General features: G+C 62.6%; 22 protein-coding genes. 2 read left to right on the top strand and 20 right to left on the bottom strand.

Going from position 1 to position 21061, the window contains the following annotated elements:
• Positions 1-145: 145 nt before the first annotated feature.
• The 4 genes from guaA to ABIE33_RS06910 form a co-directional block, all read right to left on the bottom strand.
• Entirely contained in the window at positions 146-1708 is a 1563-nt protein-coding gene (gene guaA, locus ABIE33_RS06925; RefSeq protein WP_429123003.1) for a glutamine-hydrolyzing GMP synthase, read from the bottom strand.
• Between the two features lie 94 nt (positions 1709-1802).
• A complete protein-coding gene (locus tag ABIE33_RS06920; RefSeq protein ID WP_429123000.1) occupies positions 1803-2441 on the bottom strand; it encodes a 5'-methylthioadenosine/S-adenosylhomocysteine nucleosidase in 639 nt (212 codons plus the stop codon).
• Positions 2438-2890 carry a PaaI family thioesterase gene (locus tag ABIE33_RS06915; protein WP_025425594.1) on the bottom strand — a complete coding sequence of 151 codons (453 nt, stop codon included), beginning with the start codon at positions 2888-2890 and terminating at the stop codon, positions 2438-2440. Before ABIE33_RS06915 ends, ABIE33_RS06920 begins: the two co-directional genes overlap by 4 nt.
• Before the next feature lie 90 nt (positions 2891-2980).
• Positions 2981-3433 carry a TspO/MBR family protein gene (locus ABIE33_RS06910; RefSeq protein ID WP_429122996.1) on the bottom strand — a complete coding sequence of 151 codons (453 nt, stop codon included), beginning with the start codon at positions 3431-3433 and terminating at the stop codon, positions 2981-2983.
• Positions 3434-3516: 83 nt separating this feature from the next.
• On the opposite strand from ABIE33_RS06910, the gene ABIE33_RS06905 reads away from it, so the two are divergent.
• A complete protein-coding gene (locus ABIE33_RS06905) occupies positions 3517-4071 on the top strand; it encodes an N-acetyltransferase family protein (RefSeq protein WP_429122994.1) in 555 nt (184 codons plus the stop codon).
• 83 nt (positions 4072-4154) lie between these two features.
• On the opposite strand, the gene ABIE33_RS06900 is transcribed toward ABIE33_RS06905, so the two are convergent.
• The 10 genes from ABIE33_RS06900 to ABIE33_RS06855 form a co-directional block, all read right to left on the bottom strand.
• Positions 4155-5276 (bottom strand): DUF1513 domain-containing protein, encoded by a 1122-nt coding sequence (locus tag ABIE33_RS06900; RefSeq protein ID WP_429122992.1) that lies wholly within the window; start codon positions 5274-5276, stop codon positions 4155-4157.
• A gap of 82 nt (positions 5277-5358) precedes the next feature.
• A complete protein-coding gene (locus tag ABIE33_RS06895) occupies positions 5359-6348 on the bottom strand; it encodes a magnesium transporter CorA family protein (RefSeq protein ID WP_429122990.1) in 990 nt (329 codons plus the stop codon).
• 305 nt (positions 6349-6653) lie between these two features.
• Positions 6654-7778 carry an imelysin family protein gene (locus ABIE33_RS06890; protein WP_429122988.1) on the bottom strand — a complete coding sequence of 375 codons (1125 nt, stop codon included), beginning with the start codon at positions 7776-7778 and terminating at the stop codon, positions 6654-6656.
• Positions 7778-9316, bottom strand: a complete 1539-nt coding sequence (locus ABIE33_RS06885; RefSeq protein ID WP_429122985.1) for a di-heme oxidoredictase family protein — start codon at positions 9314-9316, stop codon at positions 7778-7780. The genes ABIE33_RS06890 and ABIE33_RS06885 overlap by 1 nt, the downstream gene beginning before the upstream one ends.
• 49 nt (positions 9317-9365) lie before the next feature.
• A complete protein-coding gene (locus tag ABIE33_RS06880; protein ID WP_429122982.1) occupies positions 9366-10646 on the bottom strand; it encodes an imelysin family protein in 1281 nt (426 codons plus the stop codon).
• 210 nt (positions 10647-10856) lie between these two features.
• Entirely contained in the window at positions 10857-12146 is a 1290-nt protein-coding gene (locus ABIE33_RS06875; RefSeq protein ID WP_429122979.1) for an RsmB/NOP family class I SAM-dependent RNA methyltransferase, read from the bottom strand.
• 135 nt (positions 12147-12281) lie between these two features.
• Positions 12282-12656, bottom strand: coding sequence for a septal ring lytic transglycosylase RlpA family protein (locus ABIE33_RS06870; RefSeq protein ID WP_429122976.1), 375 nt, complete (start codon positions 12654-12656; stop codon positions 12282-12284).
• Between the two features lie 472 nt (positions 12657-13128).
• Positions 13129-14004 (bottom strand): SDR family oxidoreductase, encoded by an 876-nt coding sequence (locus ABIE33_RS06865; RefSeq protein WP_429122973.1) that lies wholly within the window; start codon positions 14002-14004, stop codon positions 13129-13131.
• Positions 13992-15164, bottom strand: a complete 1173-nt coding sequence (gene queG, locus ABIE33_RS06860; RefSeq protein ID WP_429122971.1) for a tRNA epoxyqueuosine(34) reductase QueG — start codon at positions 15162-15164, stop codon at positions 13992-13994. The genes ABIE33_RS06865 and queG overlap by 13 nt, the downstream gene beginning before the upstream one ends.
• A 10-nt stretch (positions 15165-15174) precedes the next feature.
• Positions 15175-15867, bottom strand: coding sequence for a glutathione S-transferase family protein (locus tag ABIE33_RS06855; protein ID WP_429122970.1), 693 nt, complete (start codon positions 15865-15867; stop codon positions 15175-15177).
• A gap of 162 nt (positions 15868-16029) precedes the next feature.
• On the opposite strand from ABIE33_RS06855, the gene ABIE33_RS06850 reads away from it, so the two are divergent.
• Entirely contained in the window at positions 16030-16836 is an 807-nt protein-coding gene (locus ABIE33_RS06850; protein WP_429122968.1) for an undecaprenyl-diphosphate phosphatase, read from the top strand.
• Between the two features lie 202 nt (positions 16837-17038).
• On the opposite strand, the gene ABIE33_RS06845 is transcribed toward ABIE33_RS06850, so the two are convergent.
• The 6 genes from ABIE33_RS06845 to pmtA form a co-directional block, all read right to left on the bottom strand.
• Entirely contained in the window at positions 17039-17200 is a 162-nt protein-coding gene (locus ABIE33_RS06845; RefSeq protein WP_115418676.1) for a hypothetical protein, read from the bottom strand.
• 239 nt (positions 17201-17439) lie between these two features.
• Positions 17440-18420 (bottom strand): complex I NDUFA9 subunit family protein, encoded by a 981-nt coding sequence (locus ABIE33_RS06840; RefSeq protein ID WP_429122966.1) that lies wholly within the window; start codon positions 18418-18420, stop codon positions 17440-17442.
• 118 nt (positions 18421-18538) lie between these two features.
• Positions 18539-18826 (bottom strand): DUF1330 domain-containing protein, encoded by a 288-nt coding sequence (locus ABIE33_RS06835; protein ID WP_429122964.1) that lies wholly within the window; start codon positions 18824-18826, stop codon positions 18539-18541.
• 140 nt (positions 18827-18966) lie between these two features.
• On the bottom strand, positions 18967-19671 hold the full coding sequence (pyrF, locus tag ABIE33_RS06830) for an orotidine-5'-phosphate decarboxylase (RefSeq protein WP_429122962.1): 705 nt from the start codon (positions 19669-19671) through the stop codon (positions 18967-18969).
• Positions 19672-19678: 7 nt separating this feature from the next.
• Positions 19679-20263 carry a histidine phosphatase family protein gene (locus ABIE33_RS06825; protein ID WP_429122959.1) on the bottom strand — a complete coding sequence of 195 codons (585 nt, stop codon included), beginning with the start codon at positions 20261-20263 and terminating at the stop codon, positions 19679-19681.
• Positions 20264-20275: 12 nt separating this feature from the next.
• A complete protein-coding gene (gene pmtA / locus ABIE33_RS06820; protein WP_429122956.1) occupies positions 20276-20878 on the bottom strand; it encodes a phospholipid N-methyltransferase PmtA in 603 nt (200 codons plus the stop codon).
• Between the last annotated feature and the right edge of the window lie 183 nt (positions 20879-21061).

The following is a 21061-nucleotide window of genomic DNA, read 5'->3' as shown; positions in this document are numbered from 1 at the left end:
CCGGGCTGGCTTCGTTCTTAATTTTTGTTTTTGGGGGGGGTGGGGCGGGGGGCGGGGGGGGGGGGGGGGGGTCGGATCTTCCGGCGGGGGGGGGGGGGGGGGGGGGGGGGGGGCGCGCGGGCCCCCCCCCCACGACCAGCCAAGATCATTCCCACTCGATCGTGCCGGGCGGCTTCGACGTGACGTCGTAGACCACGCGGTTGATGCCACGGACCTCGTTGATGATGCGCGTTGCCGCGCGGCCGAGGAATTCCATGTCGTAGTGGTAGAAGTCGGCGGTCATGCCGTCGACCGAGGTGACGGCGCGCAGCGCACAGACGAACTCGTAGGTGCGGCCGTCGCCCATGACGCCAACGGTCTGGACCGGCAGCAGCACGGCGAAGGCCTGCCAGATGGCGTCGTAGAGACCGGCCTTGCGGATTTCGTCGAGATAGATCGCGTCGGCTTCACGCAGGATCTCGAGCTTCTCGCGGCTGATGCCGCCCGGGCAGCGGATGGCGAGGCCCGGTCCCGGGAAGGGATGGCGGCCGATGAAGCTGTCGGGCAGGCCGAGTTCGCGGCCGAGCACGCGGACTTCGTCCTTGAACAATTCGCGCAATGGCTCGACCAGCTGCATGTTCATGCGCTCCGGCAGACCGCCGACATTGTGGTGCGACTTGATCGTCACCGACGGACCGCCGGTGAAGGAAACGCTTTCGATGACGTCGGGGTAGAGCGTGCCCTGGGCGAGGAAATCCGCGCCGCCGAGCTTCTTCGCCTCTTCCTCGAACACCTCGATGAACAGGCGGCCGATGATCTTGCGCTTGGTTTCCGGGTCGCTTTGGCCTTTCAGTTCGCCGATGAAGCGGTCGGAAGCGTCGACGTGCAGGAGGTGCAGGTTGTAGTGCTCCTGGAACATGGCGACGACGTTCTTCGCCTCGTCCTTGCGCATCAGGCCATGGTCGACGAGGATGCAGGTCAGCTGGTCGCCGACCGCCTCGTGGATCAGCAGCGCCGCAACCGAGCTGTCGACGCCGCCCGAAAGCGCGCAGATCACCTTCTTGTCGCCGACCTGCTTGCGGATCGCGTCCACCGCCTTGGCGCGGTAGGCCGACATCGACCAGTCGCCCTTGATGCCGGCGATCTTGTGCACGAAGTTGGCGATCAGCTTGGCGCCGTCGGGCGTGTGCACCACTTCCGGGTGGAACTGCACGGCGTAGTACTTGCGCCTCTCGTCGGCGATGAAGGCGAACGGGGCGTTGGCCGAGGTGGCGACGACTTCGAAGCCCTCGGGGATCGCCGTTACGCGGTCGCCATGCGACATCCAGACCTGGTGGCGCGAGCCAAGCGACCAGACGCCGTCGAACAGCGCGCAGTCCTTTTCGACTTCGAGGAAGGCGCGGCCGAATTCGCGGTGGTGGCCGCTTTCGACCTTGCCGCCGAGCTGGGCGCACATCGTCTGCTGACCGTAGCAGATGCCGAAGACCGGCAGGCCGGAATCGAAGATCAGCGAAGGCGCGCGCGGCGAGCCGATGTCGAGGGTAGAGGCCGGGCTGCCGGAGAGGATGACGGCCTTCGGCTTCAGCCGCTGAAAACCTTCTTCCGCCGACTGGAACGGCACGATTTCGCAATAGACCCCGGATTCGCGCACGCGCCGGGCGATGAGCTGCGTCACCTGGCTGCCGAAATCGACGATGAGAACGGTGTCGGGATGGGCTGTCTGGGTCATGTCGGGCCTTCAAACAAGCTTGATCATGGCGAGCCTTTAATGAAAGCCCGTCCTCTGCGCAACGATTAGATTGCACCCCGACAATTCCGGGCTTTCAGAGCCGGATTTCTCCCGTGCCGATCGCGGTCTCAAGCCTGTCGATGACGCCGGCGAGCTTCTCGTCGATGACATGAAGATATTCCGTCCAGTCGTTGACGTGCTTGAGCTCGGCCTTGCCGTCGGAAATGCCGCGAAGGGCAATGAGCGGCACGCCGAAGGACTGGCAGGCGCGCAGCACAGCGTAAGTCTCCATCTCCACCATGTCGGCGTCGATGCCGTCATAGGCGACGCCGGAGACGATGTTGGCGCCGGTCGAGAGCCTGGCTTCCTTGATGCCGGGGATGCGATGCGGCAGCGATACGACGGCGGGAAGGTCGAGAAACGGAGTCGCGCCTTTCTCGAAGCCGAGCGCCGAGGCGTCCATGTCGCGGTAGCCAACCGATATCGCCTGATAGACTTCGGTCTGCTCGAGCCTTGCCGCACCCGCCGAACCGAGCGAGACGACGAGATCGGGGAGAGTGTCTTCAGCGGCAAGACCCGCCAGCGTCTTCGTCAGGGTCACGGCGGCTTCGACCGGTCCGACGCCGGTCATCAGCGGCGCGATCCGTGCCTTCAGATGCGGGCCGTACTCGGCATCGACAGCCATGACATAGAGAACCTTGCGGCCGGCGACATCCTTCATTTCGACCTTCATCCTTCGATACCCTCGCGTCCGCGGATGACCATCATCGTGCCGGTCATCGAGGCGATCAGCTTGGCTGGCCCGTCCGAGCGGATCGCGTAGCCGCGCCCGTCGGAGACGATGATCGTCGTGCCCGGCTTGGTGACCTCGCCGCGAAACAGGAAGCGCTCGCCGCGCCCCGGCGACAAGAGGTTGACCTTGAATTCGATCGTCAGGATCGAGGCGTCCGGGTCGATGACCGAATAGGCGGCGTAGGTGCCGGCGGAATCGAGTGCTGCGGAGATGACGCCCGCATGCAGGAAACCGTGCTGTTGCGTCAGCTTCTCGTCGAAGGGCAACTCGATCTCGACCGTGCCTTGCTCGACCAGCGTCAGTTCCGCGCCGATCGTTTCCATGGCCGCCTGTCGTGCGAAGCTTTCCCTGATGCGTCTGCGGAAGTCTGGGGGATCGCTGTCGTCCATCAGTCACTGTGGCCCTGGCTGTCGCGGAAGGCGCCATTGCCTCCCGTATCGATCGACGGACAGTGGCACGGCCGCACCGGTGCGACAAGCTCAATTCATGAGGAAAATCGAGCCGTTGAGCACCGTCGCGAACGCCACCCAGGCGAGGTAGGGCAGGAACAGCAAGACCGAAACGCGGTCTCTGGGCCAGCTTGCGACGATGACGCCGGCAACCGCGATCATAAGCGCGATGATGACGATGAATGCCGACGAGATGTCCTGCATGCCGAAGAACAGCGGCGACCAGAGGAAGTTGAGGATCATCTGCGCGAGCCACAATCGCATCGCGGCGGTGCGGCGATGGTCAAGAAACAGCCTGGCGCCGACAATGCCGATCATTACATAGAGGATTGACCAGACCGGGGCGAAGATCCCGTTGGGCGGGTTGAAGGCCGGCTTTGCCAGCGACTGATACCATTCGCCGGGGATGTTGTTGTAGCCGATGAGAAGCCCGAGGCCGAGAACGGCGGCGATGAAGACCGCGTATACGATGGTTCTTTTCATGGCATCGACAGATAGCGCGTGCTTCAGCGCTTTCCACCGGGGCTGCTGTTTCGAAGCGCCGCTGCGCCACCTATATCTTTGCCATGAAAAGCTTCCGACGCATCGACATCCGGCCGGCCGGACCGGATGACATCATGATGATCGCCGCCGTCATCGTCGAAACCTGGCGATCGACCTTTCGCGGGCTGATCGCCGATGCCTTCCTCGATGCCATGAGCATCGAGGAACAGGCGCTGCGCCATGCGAGGCGCATGCGCGTTGCCGACGTCTTTCATATGGTTGCAGTCGACATGGGCACGAACAGGGTGATCGGTTTCGCCAACTATGGAAAGGCCCGCTCGATGCCGGCGCGTTTCGATCGCGAACTCTATGCGCTCTATATCCTCAAGGAGTTTCAAGGGGCGGGCATCGGCTCGGCGCTGGTGCGCAGCGTTGCGGCCCATTGCCGGGAGATGCGCGCGGCGTCGCTGTTTGCCTGGGTGCTTTCCAGCAATCCGAACCGGGCGTTTTACGAGCACCTCGGCGCAGTCGCCGTCGGCCAGGGCCAGGTGAGCCTCGGTGGCGAGAACCACGACCAGACCGCCTATCGATGGGACAATCTGGCAAAGCTCGCCGGTGAAGGCGGCTTCTCGGCTTGAGGTGGGTCGTCAGCTCCGGCCGCTGCATAATTCCCTAAATCGGAACCGATTTGAGGAGGAAATTATGCAGCAAGTTTGAAGTGTTACAGCGTCTGTGGCGCGTCATATTTGACGCGCGGCGCTGTAAGCCGGACGATATGCTGATCCCAGGCGACGGGGTTTTCATGGTCCCTGAAGCGGCCGTCATAGGACGACACGGCAAAGCCGTGGTCGGCGGCGGCGACACCGGCGGCATCGGTCACGCGCTCTTGCCTGAGCACTACCCCGGTGCGGGCATCAAGCGTCACGGCAATGCCGCCCTTGGGCGAGGTGAGGCCGATCAATCCCTCCTGGCGGTTGACGGCTATGGCGCCGACATAATTGGCCAGTGCTTCCGTTGTCCTTTCGGGCAGCGACATGAAGGCGAGATCCTCGCCATGCGAGAAATGCCCGACAAGCGGCGGTAGGTCGTCGCGCGCGCCCTCATACTGGCAGGCAAACCAGATCTCGCCCTTCGGGCCGATATCGACGTGGCGGGTGGAAAGACGGCTGAGCTCGCCCGGCAGCGTGTGTTTCTGGATAAGGGCGCCGCTCTCGGTGTCGACCAGTGTCAGGCTCGGCTCCATATGGTCGAGATTGAGCTTGGTCCGGCCGAAATCCGGATGGGTCTCGATGCCGCCATTGGCGATGGCGAGCATCCGGCCGTCGGCCGAAAGCGTCATGTCGTGCGGGCCGATGCCATAGGTCGGAAACTCGCCGATGCGGGCAAAGCGCCTTGTGCCGTCGTAGATGCCGATCATGCCGCGATTGGCGGCAAAGTCGTTTTCGGTGGCATAGAGCAGGCGGCCGTCGGCGGAAAAGCAGCCGTGGCCATAAAAGTGCCGGCCCTCGGCGGCGGCGATGACCACCGGCTCGGCGCTGCCGTCGGTCGCAAGGATCATCGCATAGGTGCCAGGGCGGCGGGCGAAGGCCACCATTCGCTTGCTGGCGGCTGAATGGGCCATGCCGTGGGCGCGTGCCGGAAGCACCGTGCGCTCGACGATCTCGCCGGCCTCGGTCAGCGTGGCGACCCCATAGCTTCCGTCCGCGGCCATGAAGGCAGAGGCAAAGACTGCGTCGGCGCGCTCAAGGGCAAAGGCGCCGCGGGCACCGAGCGTCGCGACCCAGGCGGCGCCGGCCATCTTGATGAAACTGCGTCGGTCGATCAGACCCGTGGTGGCGCGCATGCCATCCTCGCCTGCCATTTTATCGGGCCGGCAGCGCAATTTCGCCGCCGGTCCTTTCGCTACGATGTAGCAGATTACTCTGTCAGAGCCAGCCCCGCCGCTTGAAGTAGAGGAAGGGCAGGATCGCCGAAAGCACCATCAGTGCCAGGGCATAGGGATATCCGAACCGCCATTGCAGCTCGGGCATGATCTCGAAGTTCATGCCGTAGATCGAGGCGACCAGCGTTGGCGGCAGGAACACGACGGCCGCGACCGAGAAGATCTTGATGATCTGGCTCTGTTCCAGATTGATCAGGCCGAGCGTCGCGTCGAGCAGGAAGTTGATCTTGTTCGACAGGAACAGCGCGTGGTCGCCGAGCGAGGTCGCATCGCGCTGGATCAGCTTGATCCGCTGCCGGCTTTCCTTTGCCGCTTTGCGCGGACCGATGCCTTCGAGCGCGACATGATAGGCGACGAGCCGACCGATGCTGACCAGGCTTTCGCGGATGATCGTCAAAAGGTCGCCCTTCTGGCCGATCTGCTCGATCAGCGACTGCAGGTCACGTGTCTTCTTGGTGGCGCTGGCATTGGTCTTGCGGAATACGTCACGCGAAATACCGTCGACCTCGCTGCCGGCCCGCTCCAGCGCATCGGCGGTGCGGTCGATCATTGCTTCGAGAAGCCCCAGCATGACAAGTTCGCCGGACTCGCAGCCCTGGCCGTTGGCCTTCTGAAGCCGGTTGGCATAGGTCTGAAACGGTTTCGGGTCGGCGTGACGCACGGTCACGAGCGTTACACCCTTGACGATGAAGGTCACAGGAACCTTGACCGGGTAGTCGCTGTCGAGCTTGGCAGCGGCCGTCATGGTCATGAACTGCGCGCCGTCTTCCTGGTAGAGCCGGTCGGACAGCTCGATTTCCTGCATTTCGTCTCGCGTCGGGATCGCGATGCCGAGTTGGCCCTCGACCAATCGGGTCTCTTCCACGGACGGATTGATGAGGTCGAACCAGATGACCGGCGTCGGCGAGGCAAGGCTGTCGAGCATATCGACGAGCACGAGGTGGCTGTTCTGGCTTTTGTAGATGCGCAGCATTTTGGGCTCCATAGGGCGAGTCATCCGACCGCCACGAAGCCCTGATCAATCAGGACCGAGCGGTCGTGAGCATGAAGGCTCGACTTCGACTGTCGGGGTTCATTGCAAGTTGATCCTTGTGGTGAAACGTGCCCGCGAGAGCGAACACGGAAGCGCTTTGCGCCCAAACGGGGGGATTGTCAACACCTCCAGCGCCGTGCGTCTTTTCAGACGCACGGCGCTGGAGCACTTTCAATCGCGGCATGTTTTCGGCCCTAAATCGAATACGATCTAAGGAAACATGCAGGCGGGCGAAGGCTGCTCGCTCAGTCGCCGTCGGCAAAGGAGAAGCCGGCGCCAAGGCCGATGGCGCCGCCGAAATCCTTGTTCAGCCGGTCGAGAAGATCGGCGGTGTTGAGCGTGAGAAAGTCGAGTTTGGCGCGGCTCTTGTCGTCGGCAATTGCCTCGCCGATCGGGCCGTCGATGTTCTGCGAGATGCCGATGACCGACTTGAAGACGAAGTCTGCCGATCCGGCGACGGAGCGGCTGTCCTCCGGAAGCAGGCTTTCCATGTCCGCCAGCTTGAACAGGGTCTGCAGGCCGCTGAAGTTGGCGGCGATCGAGGGCATGGTGTTTTCCGATCGCCAGTAGATCGCCAGCTTCGGATGTCCCTTGTCTTGCTTGCCGTCGACCGTTCCGGCATAGAACGGCTTCAGCCGCTGGTCCTTCACCATCTCGACGCCGTGCACGAAAATGCCGAGCAGCTCGGTTGCTGCTTCCTTGCTGTCGCGAAACTCAGGGTTTCCAGGGCCGGGCTTCTTCCAGGCGGCCTGGATGCCGTCGGGCTTTTGCCATTCCGTCAGGAATTCGTTGGCGATGGTATCGAGGTTCTGCGAGATCGCCACGCCATAGCGGCAACGGAAATCGCCCTCCTTGCTCGCCAGCGCTCCGGAGCCGTTGCCGTAGAGCACATATTCCAGCGCGCCCAGCCCTTGCGCCGCGACGCTCTTGCCCTTGAGCGATGCGACGTCGGTCGCCGTCTCGTCGCCCTTGGCAAGAATGGCCTGTACCTGCTTCAAGCCCGTGCTCTTGCGGTCGGGGTAGAACAGGAAGCGCTCGAAGCGGTTCTGCTCGAGCGCCGGTCCCAGGCGGATGATTTCGACCATCGACCAGGCCTGCACCAGTTCAAAAAATGCGGTTCGCGCATTCTCCTGCGCCGCTGTCGAAGGGGCTTCGCAAAGGGCTGTCGAGGCCTTGGTCAGGAGTGCCGTCTTGTCCGTCAGGTTGCGGTAGCCGGGGATGATGAAATCGTCGACCGCCTTGGCCATGACCGCCGGCACCGCGGCCTCGTTGACCGTGCGGGGCGACAGCGGGCTTCCCTCCTGCGCCATGGCCGGCAGGGATCCCGCGGCCAGGCAAAGGCCGAGGGCAAGCGAAGGCATGTGAGACATCAAAGAGACTCCAGAAATGCGATGAGGTCGCGGCGGTCACGTGTGGAAAGCGCGGTAAAGGCGTTTCGCGCTCCTTCGCCCTCTCCACCATGCCATAGAATGGCTTCGGTGAAATTGCGGGCCCGGCCGTCGTGCAGCAGAAACGTATGCCCGCTCACGGTCTTCGTCAGCCCCAGGCCCCAGAGCGGCGGCGTGCGCCATTCGCGCCCACTGGCGACACCCACGGCCTGGCCGTCGGCAAGACCCTCTCCCATGTCGTGGAGCAGGAAGTCGGAATAGGGCCAGATCAGCTGGAACGCCTGCGCCTTGTGGGCCGCGTCGCGGCGCGTCACATATTTTGGCGTGTGGCAGGAAGCGCAGCCGCTTTGATAAAAAATCTCTTTGCCGCGTAGGGTTTTCGGAAAGCTCGCCTTGCGCCGTGCCGGAACAGCCAGATTGGCCGAGTAGAAGGTGACCAGTCCCAGCACCGGGTCCGGAGCCTCGACCGCGCCAAGGCGCGCCTGGACGCCGGTCGGTAGGGCGAGGCAGGCGGTTTGCCCTTCGGTGCAGTCGCCAAAACTGCGATCGAGTTCCGGGGTCGAAAGCCCGATGTCGGCGGCAAAGGCATCCGCCGTCTGCTGGCGCACCGTCGGGGTCTGCGCCTTCCAGCCGAAGCGGCCAAGGGCGATCGCCCCGGTCGCACGATCGCGAACAAGCGAAGCGCGCCCGCTGATGCCGTCGCCGTCGGCATCCTCAGGGTCGGCGCGGGCGAGGATGTCTGCCTCGTGGATCGCCTCGATCAGGCCCAGCCCGATCATCTGCGGCGCCACCCGCGGCGACAGCGTCGTCGTCGGATCAAAGGCGCCGTAGGCGAGATCGCGCACCGCATAGGTCGGCTTGCGCAGAAAGACCAGCTCGCCGTCCGCCAGCGTCACCGGCAGTTCCGAATAGGTCATCTTCATCTGACCTTCGGCGGCAAGTCCCGGAACTGCCCTGTCCTGCAACTGCGCGCCATAAACAGGGTCGGGAAAATTGAGCGCGTCGTAGGTGGCCAGCATCTGTCGATCACGGTCGTCGCGCGGCGCGCGGGCAAGCCGGTAGAGCATCGACGTTCCGTCGCCGGCGCCTTCGGGCGGGCCGCCACGCCCGTCGCGCGGATGGCAACTCAGGCAGGACCGTGCATTGTAAAGCGGCCCGAGGCCATCGGATGCCTGGGTCGAAGAGGGCGACGACACCCAGAGCTTTTCAAACAGCGCATCGCCCAGCTTGAAGCCCTCCTCGTCCTCGAAAGCCAGGTTTGCGGAAAACTGCGTGAAGCTGTCCTGATCGTTCGGGGCGATCGACGTTCCGGCACCCGCGGACATCGCCTCGTATCGTTCTGCCTTGGAGAAATCCGTGGTTGGCTCAGTGATCGCCCCGACGCGGCGAAGGTCGGCTTCGGAAAGATCGTCGCGCTTGTGCTTGAGAGCGGAGGTATCGTCTGACGCCTGAACTGCCGCCGCAAGAAGACACAGCGCCAGAAGCGACTGCAAAAGGGAGCGGGCAACGTATGCGTTCATCGATTGAGGATCGGGCCGCGTCCGTTAAGGCGCGGCCCGCCTTTTCAGCTTATTGGAAAACAGCGTTAGGATTATCTAAGCTGTCGGAACCTTCAAGCTCAATCGTACCGAGGTCGAGCGACGCGATGACGCGCTGCACCGTCTTGGCCTGGGCGACCAGGCCGTCGATCGCGGCCTGGACGGTGGCATTGCCCTCCGCATTGCCTTCGCCGATCATCTGATCGTAGGCTTCGACGGTTTCGGCGCGCTTGGCCATGGCCTGCATCTTCTCAACCGTTGTGGCCAGATCCTTGGTCATTTCCTTGTCGAGTGCCGCGTCCTTGGCGGCAACGAGTTCGGAAAGCGAGGCGCCGGCCAGCTTGGTGCCGTCGACGCGGGTATATTCGCCGGTATAGGCCGACTGGATGCCGATCGCGTCATGCAGGTGTGAATTGTGCGTGTTGTCGGAGAAGCAATCGTGCTCCTCCTCCGGATCATGCAGCAGCAGGCCGAGCTTCATGCGCTCGCCGGCAAGCTCGCCGTAGGAGAGCGACCCCATGCCGGTCAGGATGGTCGTCAGGCCAGCCTTCGGATCGGCTTCGACGGCCTTGGTCGCCGCGCCATCCGGCGTCCAGTTGGCGACCATTTCCTTGAGGTCAGAGACGAGCAGCTCGGAAGCAGCCTTCAGATAGGCGGCGCGGCGGTCGCAATTGCCCCCGGTGCAGGCCTTGGTGTCGTAGTCCGTGTAGGGGCGGTTGCCGGCGCCGGCCTTGGTGCCGTTCAGGTCCTGGCCCCAGAGCAGGAATTCGATGGCGTGATAGCCCGTGGCGACGTTCGCTTCGATGCCGCCCGCTTCCTGAAGGGTGCCCGCCAGCAGTTCCGGCGTGATGTTGGTGGCATCGACGTCCTTGCCGTCGATCTTGATCGTCTTGTTGGCAATCACGTTGGCGGTGAAGAGGCCGTTCTCGTCGCTCTCGCTGCCGTAGCTCGGGTCGACATAGTCGATCAGGCCTTCGTCCAGCGGCCAGGCGTTGACCTTGCCTTCCCACTCGTCAACGATGGCGTTGCCGAAGCGGTAGACTTCCGTTTCCTGATAGGGGTTGCGAGCCTTGAGCCAGGCTTCGCGCGCCGCCTTCAGCGTTGCTTCGCTGGGGGTCGCGATCAGTGCGTCAATCGCCTTGTCGAGCGCTTGCGCCGTGATCAGCGCATCTTCGAACTTGGCGTGCGCAACGACGGTGTAGTGCTTTACCACTGCGGCCGCATCGGTGGCGGCCTCGGCCGGCTGCAGGGCCAGCGTCGACGTTGCCGTCATGAGCGCCAGCGCCGCGGCGCGGATGAAATTCTTGGTCATGACCCTCTCCTGTTCTTCTCCCGGCGTGACCGGAACGGACACCGCGGGACGGCGTCATCGCTCGGCAAGGGTCGTCGAAAATCCCCCGTCGACCCTCCGGAGCTTGAGTGTCATGAACCAAAAGTAAACTGGTGTCAAAGTGTATAGTTTAGAACGTTTTCAATCTGATGCCGGCGGTTTGACGCGGTGTCGAAGCCGCCGGCGAGGCGCTCAGGCCTTGCGCTGCATCAGGCAGAAGAAGAAGCCGTCCGTGCCGGTGGAGGCGGGCGTCAGCGTCACCGTCTTCATGTCGGCGGACCATGGCTGCGGCTTGTCAGTGCCGAACAGTCCGGCCCAGATGTCGGCGGCCGACAGGATCTCGAATTCCGGATTGTCTTCGCAAAAGCCGTAGACCTGCGCCTCGTTCTCCTCGGGAAGAACCGAGCAGGTGACGTAGATCAAGTGTCCGCCCGGCCGCACGAACTGCGCGGCGCTCGCCAGTGCTTCCTCCTGCTGGGAGATGCGCTCTTCGAGGTTCTTCTGGTTGAGCCGCCACTTGGTGTCGGGGCGACGGCGCCAGGTTCCGGTGCCGGTGCAAGGCGCATCGACGAGAACTCGGTCGAAGCGGCCGGCAAGCGGCGCCAGGCTGTCGGTGGATTCGTGCACCTGGACATTGCGCGTGCCCGCGCGCTTCAGCCGCTCGATGATCGGCGCCAGGCGCTTGCGGTCGGTGTCGTAGGCGTGCACCTGGCCCTTGTTGTTCATCGCTGCCGACATGGCGAGCGTCTTGCCGCCGCCGCCGGCGCAGTAGTCGAGCACCTGCTCGCCTTCCTGCGGGAAGGCGAGATCGGCAACGATCTGCGATCCCTCGTCCTGAACTTCGAACCAGCCTTTCTGGAAGGAAAGCTCGGCGGTGACGTTCGGCAGACGCGAAGCGCCTTCGCCGGCCGGAATGCGGATGCCGTTGCGCGCGATCGTCGCCGGTTCGGCGCCGCTGCGCTCCAGCGCCTTGAGAACTTTTGCGCGCGTTGCCTTGAGGGTGTTGGCGCGCAGGTCGAGCGTCGGACGCCCGGCGAGCGCCTTGGCCTCGTCAAGCCAGTCTTCGGAGAAATTCTCCTCGAAGGATGCCTGGACCCATTCGGGAATGTCGCCCTGGATGTGGGGAGCTGCATCCTCGAGGCGGCGTGTGGTGAAAGCCTGCGCCATTTCGGCAGAGGGCATCTCAGGCGCGAACTTGTCGCCATCGAGTTCGGCCGCCAGCCTTTCGGGCGAAAAGCCCCACTGGCGGTACATCACGGCATGGCCGAGAGCGGTGGCGCTGTCGCTGTCCATCAGATAGGCGTGGGAGAGCTTCATGCGAAGCGCGTCATAGACGATGTTGCCGATCGCGGACCGATCGCCCGAGCCGGCGAACCGATGGGACAGGCCCCAGTCCTTGAGCGCGTCGGCGACCGGGCGCTTCCGCTTCTCGATATCCTCAAGAACTTCGATGGCTCCTGCGAGCCTGCCGCCCAATCGCATCTTCGATCAACTCCTTTTTCGCCGTGGTAGCGGCGATGGCATCGAAGAGCAAGACGCTGGCCAGGATTAAACGCGGGGAACAGTCCTTCCCAAAGCAGAACTGCCCGGAACGGGCCGGACGGAAGTATTCTATGATCAGGAATTGACGACGCGATAACAGATGCTGGCGTGCCCGGAGCGGACCATGCCGATCTGCGAGGCGGCTGCTTTGGAAAGATCGATTACACGGCCACGGATGAACGGCCCACGATCGTTGATGCGAACGATCACAGTCTTGCCGTTGCGCTTGTTGGTGACCTGGACCTTGGTGCCGAACTTCAGGCTGCGGTGGGCAGCTGTCAGGCGGGCGGCGTTCATGCGCTCACCGGACGCCGTCTTGGAGGTCAGCGCATACCAGGAGGCGCCGCCGCAGCCGGTGCCTGCTGCCTGGCTATCGGAAACGGAAACAAGGCCGATCCCGGCGGTGAACAGCGCTGCCGCAGCAACAGTCTTGATTTTCGCTGGCGTCAAGCGGGCGACCCTCGGTTAGAGCCCTTGGGCTGGAGCTCTTGGTTAATTCTTTCAAAGATTGCTAATTGGGGCGAAAAATGGCGAAAACGTGCTTCAACCATTTACGTTCTATTAGGATTTATTGAAAAAGGACGAAAATTAAAAATCGAAGATTGTTTGAAATAGTTTAAGCGATGCCCGGAAGTTCTTTGGAATCAGCGGTTGAACGCTAAAGCCGGGCCGCACGCGAGCCGAGATATCGGCTTAACGAAAAAAATCATTAAAAATTTCGATTTGAACGAAACGTCCGGAATCCGGATGGTTCAAACCGTCATACTATCGTTATGGTTGCATTCAATTCGCCGAGTATAGAATGAATATCTCAGGAAGGTCACAATTGAGCGCCCCTATGAGATCTCCATTACTAACGATCATGCTATCGGGAATGTTCCATTGCGAACGGGATATGTTGAGCAATTCGCGCAGCAATTGTTCATTCGCCGCGCCAGCTGTCCGTCTGCCACATTTGCGCAAGCGAAACGCGATAATCGGGATAGGTAAATTCGAAGCCGGTTTCCCGCATGCGTGCGTTCGAGACGCGCTTGTTTTCGCCATAGAAGGAGCGAGCCATCGGTGAAAGCTCGGCGGTTTCGAACGGCATTTCGGGCGGCGGCTCGACGCCCATCAGCCGCGCGGCCTCGGCAACGATATCCTGTGGTGGTGCCGGCTCGTTGTCGGTGATGTTGAAGATCCCACCCTGAAGCCTCTCCGAGAGGTAGGATGTGGCAGCGCCGATATCTTCCACGCGAATGCGATTGAACACCTGGCCAGGCTTGATCAGCCGGCGGGCCGTGCCGTTGGCGAGATTGCAGAAGGCATTGCGTCCGGGGCCGTAAATGCCGGAAAGCCGTAGCACCGCGACCGGAACGTCATGTTTGGCGCCGAAGGCAAGCCAGGCGTCTTCCGCCTCAACCCGCTCCACCGAGCGCGCCGAGACCGGCTTAGACAACATGTCTTCCGTCACCCACCGACCGCCATGGTCGCCATAGACCCCAACGGTCGAGAGATAGCCGATCCAGCGAAGGGCAGGGGCAAGCTCGGCAAAGTCGGCGCTGCCGGTGCGGAACATCGGGTCGCCGTCACGGCCGGGGGCAATCGACTGGATCAGATGGGTCGTTTTCCGCAAGGCGGCTGCCAGTTCGTCGGAAACGGTGTCGCCGTCGAAGACGATCGGGCGGATGCCCGCCTTTTCCAGCTTGGCGGCCTTTTCCGCCCTGCGGGTCGTACCAGTGACGCTATCGGCCCTGGCGGCCAGTGCGCGTGCGATCGCCATGCCGGAATAACCGGCGCCAAGAATCAGGACATGCATCGGCTCACTCCCGCCATTTGCCATTCGGACAACACTTCCTCGTCGCTCTCCGCATCGCATAGCCTCTCATGGGCAGCAAGCGCGTCAGGCGATATCAATCGTGACAAAGCCCACACCGCCATCGCCCTCACCACCGGCGAAGCATCACCGGTCAACGTCTTGCAGGCTGCGACCAGGCTCTCATCGCCGGAATTGCCCGCTGCGATCAAGACATTTCTGACGAAGCGGTCACGCCCGATGCGTTTTACCGGAGAACCCGAGAAAAAGGTTCTAAATGTCGGGTCGTCGAGGGTCAGGAGAAAGGCAAGCGACGGCGCCCTCAGATCGTCGCGTGCCTTCAACTTCATCTCCGACGCAGTTTGCGCGAACTTGTTCCAGGGGCAGGCGGCAAGACAGTCATCGCAGCCATAGATGCGATTGCCGATCAGCGATCGCAGCGCCGGGTCGATCGGCCCCTTGTGCTCGATGGTCAGATAGGAAATGCAGCGCCGCGCGTCGATACGGTAGGGGGCTGGAAAGGCAGCGGTGGGACAGGCATCGATACAGGCGCGGCAGGAGCCGCAGTGGTCGCGTTCGGCGGTGTCGAAGACAAGTTCCGCCGTGGTGAACAGGCTGCCCAGAAACAGCCACGAGCCGAACTCGCGGCTGACGAGATTGGTGTGCTTGCCCTGCCAGCCTATGCCGGCCTTTTCGGCGAGCGGTTTTTCCATCACCGGCGCCGTGTCGACAAACACCTTCACGTCCTCGCCGGCACGTGCCGCAAAGCGGGTGGCGACCTCTTTCAAGCGGCCCTTGATGATGTCGTGATAATCGCGGTTCTGGGCATAGACGGAGATTGCGCCGCGGTCAGGCTGATCGAGGATGCTGCGCGGGTCTTCCTCGGGGCCGTAGTTCATGCCGAACATGACGACCGAGCGCACGTCGTTCCAGAGCGTTCGAGGATCGGACCGGCGCTCCGCCGTCTCGGCCAGCCACTCCATCGTGCCGTGGAAGCCCTCGCCGAGGAATTCCACGAGCCGCGCCGGCGCCTCCGGTATGGCATCGGGCCGGGTGATGCGACAGACGTCAAACCCCTTGTCGGCCGCCTCGGCCTTCAGGAATTCCGTCAGCTTCTGCCGCCGTCGCTCCTGGTTTTCAGCCTTGGCAGCACTGCCTGGCACGGCACCATCCTCAGAAGTCGAGATCCGCATAGTGCGGAACCGGTGTGACGCCGCGCACGCGCTCGGAAAGCAGCGGGCGGAACGAGGGGCGGGACTTCAGCCGCTGATACCATTCCTTGGCTGTGGGCGCGTCCGACCAGTCGATCTCGCCGAGATAGTCGAGCACCGAAACCGTCGCGGCCGCCGCAAGGTCGGCATAGGAGATCCGGTCGCCGGCAAGCCAGGGACGTGAGCCCGCAAGCCACGACAGGTACTTCATGTGCTGGCGGATATTGGCGCGCGAGGTGCGCAGCACCTTGCTATCCGGCGCGCCGCCGCCCTGGTCCGGCGTCATCTGCAGCTTGAAGATACGCTCGCGCACCAGCGGCCGGGTCACGTCGGCTTCCATCTTGTGCAGGAACCATTCGGCCAGCCGGCGGATTTCGGCGCGCTGGAACGGATCTTCCGCCAGAAGCCGCCGATCCCGTTTCATGATGCCGTTCGTCTCGTCGAGATATTCCGAGATGATCGTGGCGCCACAGAGCGCCCTCATACTGTCGTCAACATAGACCGGTAACGTCCCCGCCGGATTCAGCGTCAGAAAGTCTCGCCGGTTTTCCCACGGCTGTTCCTCGGTCAATTCCGTCTGGTAGCCGTATTCCGAAAGGATCAGGCGCACGAACCGCGAAGCGGAGGACATGGGGTGATGGTACAGTGTCGGCATCGATGATCTGGCTTCTTATGGTCTTTTTTCAGGGGACGTCAGCGTGGCGGCGCATGCGTCTGGCCACGGCTCATCAGAAAAAGCTATAGGAACTTGTGGTGGCAAACACAAGCGAATCAGCCTTTTCCTCCCACTCCAAAACTTGTCAGGAAAATCTTATATATGGCGGATCAATCGATCATCAGCGCGCTCGTCCTTGGACTCATCGAAGGATTGACGGAGTTCATTCCCGTGTCTTCGACGGCGCATGTGCTCCTCGCCGGGCATTTCCTCGGCTTCAGATCGCCGGGCAACACCTTTGCGGTTCTGATACAGCTCGGTGCCATCCTGGCGATCCTGCTCGTCTATTTCCAAAGACTTCTGTCGATCGCACTGGCGCTGCCGACGAGCATCAAGGCCCGCCGCTTCGTCGTGTCGGTGCTGCTGGCTTTCCTGCCGGCCGCCGTCATCGGCGCGATCGCCCATGACTTCATCAAGACCGTGCTGTTCGAAACGCCGATCCTGATCTGTGTCGTGCTCATCATCGGCGGCTTCATCCTTCTGGCGATCGATCGCCTGCCGTTGACGCCGCGCTACACTGACGTCATGGACTATCCGCCGTCGCTGGCGTTGAAGATCGGCCTGTTCCAGTGCCTGGCGATGATTCCCGGCACCTCGCGCTCCGGTGCGACGATTGCAGGCGCGCTATTGATGGGAACGGACAAGAGGTCGGCGGCGGAGTTCTCGTTCTTCTTGGCCATGCCGACGATGCTCGGCGCCTTCACACTCGATCTCTACAAGAACCGTGATGCGCTGTCGTTCGACGATTTCACACTGATTGCCGTCGGTTTCATCGCGGCGTTCGTCGCCGGCATCTTCGTCGTCCGCTCGCTGCTGGACTTCGTGTCGCGCCGCGGCTTCACGCCCTTTGCGATCTGGCGGATCGTCGTCGGCACCGCCGGCCTCATCGGCCTCTGGATGCTTGGCTGAGCCTACTGCATGTTTCCTTAAATCCTATTCGATTTAAGGATAAAAACATGCAGCAATTCAAAGTGCTACAGCGACCTTTGCGCGTCTGATAAGACGCGCGGCGCTGTAGCCAAAAAACAAACCGCGTGCGTTTCAGATGAAACGCACGCGGTCCCTGGCCCCCGCCAAAAACTTTAGAGCTTATCGCCCGATGGGCGCCGGCTTACTTGCCGGAAAGGTCGATCGACGCCGTCGTGCACGGGTCGACGCCATAGGCCGGCGTGCAGCCCTTGCGGCTGCTCGCGACCGTGTTCGGCGCGACGAATGAGCCAGCCAGAATGATCAGTGCCGCACACGCAAAAAAGATTGCGATCGACTTGCCCATGGACGCTATGCCTTTCGAGAGTGATGCTGTCGCCGCCGAGACTTACCTGTGATCGGGGTGCGGGGCGGTTTTTATGCGTTGGATATGTCTTGATCAATATCAGGACATGTTGAATCTGCGGTAAATGCCATTCGCTTTTGTGACTGCGGCAGAACTGCAACGCTGTTGCTCGGATGACACAACAAAAAAGCCGCCGGCAGGGCCGGCGGCGATCGAAAGAGGTTTTCTGGGCTGCTGCCTCAGGCGGCGCGGCCGCTGCGTGTGTACTGGCCCTGCGGGCGATAGCGCACGAGATAGGTCGACAGGATCGATTCCAGCATCGTCGGCGTGATGCCGATGCCGCGAAGCGTCCGGCCTTCGGATTCGGCCTTGGCCGAGACGATATTGTCGGATTTCAGCAACACCACCTGGTCGGGCGTCACCGGTGGCGTGATGAAGGGGATCATCGACGCGATGCTGCCCATCATCGAGGCGATGCCGAAGGGCACCGATACCAGCGAGCGCTTGCGATCGATCGTCCGGAGCATGATCTCGAGACATTCGCGGAAGGTGAGCACGTCAGGTCCGCCCAGTTCGTAGATCGTGCCGGCCGTCAGCGTGCCGTCGACCGAGCGGGCAACGGCCTCGGCGACGTCGCTGACATAAACAGGCTGGAACTTGGTGTTGCCGCCGCCGATCAGTGGCAGCGCCGGTGCGAACCGGGCCATCTGGGCGAACTTGTTGAAGAATCCGTCCTCCGGTCCGAAGACGATCGACGGGCGCAGGATGATCGCATCCGGCAGGGTTTCGCGGATTGCAGCTTCAGCGCGGCCCTTGGTGCGGGCGTAGCTCGATTCCGACTTGGCGTCCGCGCCGATCGCCGAGATGTGCGTCAGCTTTGCGCCGACATTGCGGGCGGCTTCCGCAACTGCCCGGGCACCGAAATCCTGCACGGCGTCGAAGGTGTTGCGGCCGCTCTCGAACAGGACGCCGACGCAGTTGATGACATGGTCGGAGCCTTCGACGGCGCGGTCGACCGACTTGCGATAGCGCAGGTTGGCCTGGACGAAGGAGATCTGGCCGACATTGCCGAGCGGCTGCAGGTGACCCGCAAGGTCCGGCCGGCGAACGGCGACGCGGATGCGATAGCCGCGCTTGGCGAGCGCACGTACGACATGACGGCCGACGAACCCGGATCCGCCGAAAATCGTCACAAGCGGCGGAAGGTTGGACAAGGTCATGGGAAACGCACTCCTGATCTCATGGAAGAATTGTTTGCTACATAGCCCAACAGCCGCGAGAGGTGAAGGCCAATCCTCGCGGCGGGCGGGCGTTGCCGCAGGCTGCGGCGCTCGCCTGTCAGACGCCCTCGACGACCACCATCTCGGCGTCTGCCACCTGTTGGCGGATCGCAGCGGCAATCTGGTACTCGGGGGAATTGTAACAGTCGACAGCGGCCTGCAGCGATGGAAATTCGATGACGACGTTGCGGGCGCGAACCCCGCCTTCCAGGCGCTCGAATTCACCGCCGCGCGCCAGGAAATTGGCGCCGTATTTCTCGAAGGCCGGCTTTGCGGCCGCCACATAGTCCTTGTAGCGTTCGGGGTCCCGCACATCGACCCGTGCGATCCAGTATCCTTTTGCCATGCTGAACTCCTCGTCTTCAGGCATCAAAAGCAGACGGGAGTGTTACTTCCGGCAAATTCCGGGCAAGGTCAAGCGGAACGGTTGCAGAGGACGGCGATGTACGAGACGGATCGCCGACCTGTTGCACGTGGGTGTCACGATCAGCGCGAAAGCACGCCGTTCATCTCGTCGAGGATGCCGCGCGCGGCGACAAGCGGATCCGCGGCTGCGACGATTGGGCGCGCGACAACGAGGTGGCTCGATCCGGCCTTCAGCGCGTCGGCGGGTGTCATGACGCGCTTCTGGTCGCCCTTGTCGGTGCCGGCCGGGCGGATGCCCGGGGTCACCAGCGCCATGTTGGGGCCGATGATCTTGCGCACGGCCGAGGATTCTTCCGCCGAGCAGACGATGCCGCCCATGCCGGCAATGCGGGCCTGTTCGGCGCGCCGCAGCACCAGCGTATGCGGGTCGTATTCGTAGCCCGCATCGATGACGTCCTGTTCGTCCATCGAGGTCAGCACCGTGACGCCGAGCAGGCAGAGATCCGATCCTCTGGCTGCTTCCACTGCCGCCTTCATCGCCTTGGGGTAGGCGTGCAGCGTCAACATCGACATGCCCATCTTGGCGATGTTCTCTACGCCCTTGGCCACCGTGTTGTCGATGTCGAGCAGCTTCATGTCGAGGAAGACCTTCTTGCCGCTTGCCGCCAGATCGCGAGCGAACTCCAGTCCGCCGGCAAACACCAGCTGGTAGCCGATCTTGTAGAAGGCCACGTCGTCACCGAGCGTGGCGACGATCCTTTCAGCCTCTGCGATGGTCGGAAGATCCAGGCCGACGATCAGTCGGTCGCGTGCAGTCTCGGTCATGTCGCGGTCACCCCTGCCAGAATTCCATCGGGGTCCAGTCGCATGTGAGGGCGCGATCCGCAAGGCGCAACGCGAAGAGATTGCCGCCGCCTCCGCCCTTCTGATCGCAGCTTCGGCTGATGGCGGTGCCGCCCAGCTTGCACTTCAAGAGGGTGCCGACGCCGCCATGGCCGACGAACGCGATGGGAATTTTGGCGTCGTGTTCGTCAAGGATGCGAAAGACGGCAGCGGAGATGCGGGCCTGTGCATCGATGGCACGTTCCCAGCCGTTGAAGCTCTCGTTCGGATTGGCGAAGAACCAGTCCGCCGCCCTCTCGAATTCCGGGGGCGGCAGGAAGCCGGTGGCCGAGCGATCGTTTTCGCCCATGGTGTCGTCGATCTCGACGGCGACGCCGGCAGCGCGAGCCAGAAGGTTCGCGGTCTCGATCGCCTTGGTCTCGTCGCTTGAGACGATCCGTCCGAGCTTTCGAACCCAGGGCTGCAGCGCCGTCGCTTCCGCCCGTGCGCGTCCGATCTCCGACAGGCCCCATTTCGGCACGGGAACTGCCTGATCGATCTGCACCTGCGGGTGCGTGATGTATAGGCCGAGCAATGGCGTGCCCCGTCAGTGCGCTTTGCGATAGACCCAGAGCTGGGCGGGGGGGATGTTGCGCACGACGAAATCGAGATGCTGGATGCTGTAGCGGTCGGGCATGGCAACGACCGGCGACAGCGGGCCATAGGAAATCTGCACGACGGGACGGCCGACCGGGATGCGGGACAACAGGTCCTCGATCAGCTCGACGCGGCGGTGCATCGGGAAATTGAGCAGCGGCACGGCGGAGATGACGCTGTCGAAGGTTCGGTCCTTCATCGCGCCAAGCGTCTGTTTGAGATCGAACGCGTCGCCGTTGATGAAGTTGACGTTGGCAAAGTTCGCCTTGAGCTGCTGGTAGAAGTCGGTGGAGTACTCGACCGACACCAGATCTTCGGGGGCTACGCCGCGCTGCAGGATCGCCTTGGTGATGACGCCAGTTCCGGGGCCGAGTTCGAGAACCGGCAAACCGGAATGGGGATCGATGACGCTCGCCATGCGGCGGGCGGTGACGGAAGACGTTGGCAGGATTGCTCCGACCGCCTTCGCATTGCTCATCCACCCTTTGAAGAAACGGATCTCCTCGTCGAATTTCCGGCCAAGCCGTTCCTTCACCTTCACGCGCAAATTCATTGAACCCCTCAAAACCGTCGTCCTCTCATACGGATCGTCCGGTCTCGCTGATTCGAGCGGGGCACGGACATTGCGGATATAATGTGCTCCCATCTGCGGCAAAAACAAGTCTGTCTGCGCCTGAAAGCGTCGTCTTATCAACAGCACACCAAAATCAGCGCCAACAAAAAACCCGCCACGCGC

The organism is Ensifer sp. 4252 (assembly GCF_050434565.1).
Taxonomy (GTDB): domain Bacteria; phylum Pseudomonadota; class Alphaproteobacteria; order Rhizobiales; family Rhizobiaceae; genus Ensifer.
The sequence above is the reverse complement of the archived record's forward strand: the minus strand, read 5'-3'. Positions and strand labels throughout refer to the sequence as shown.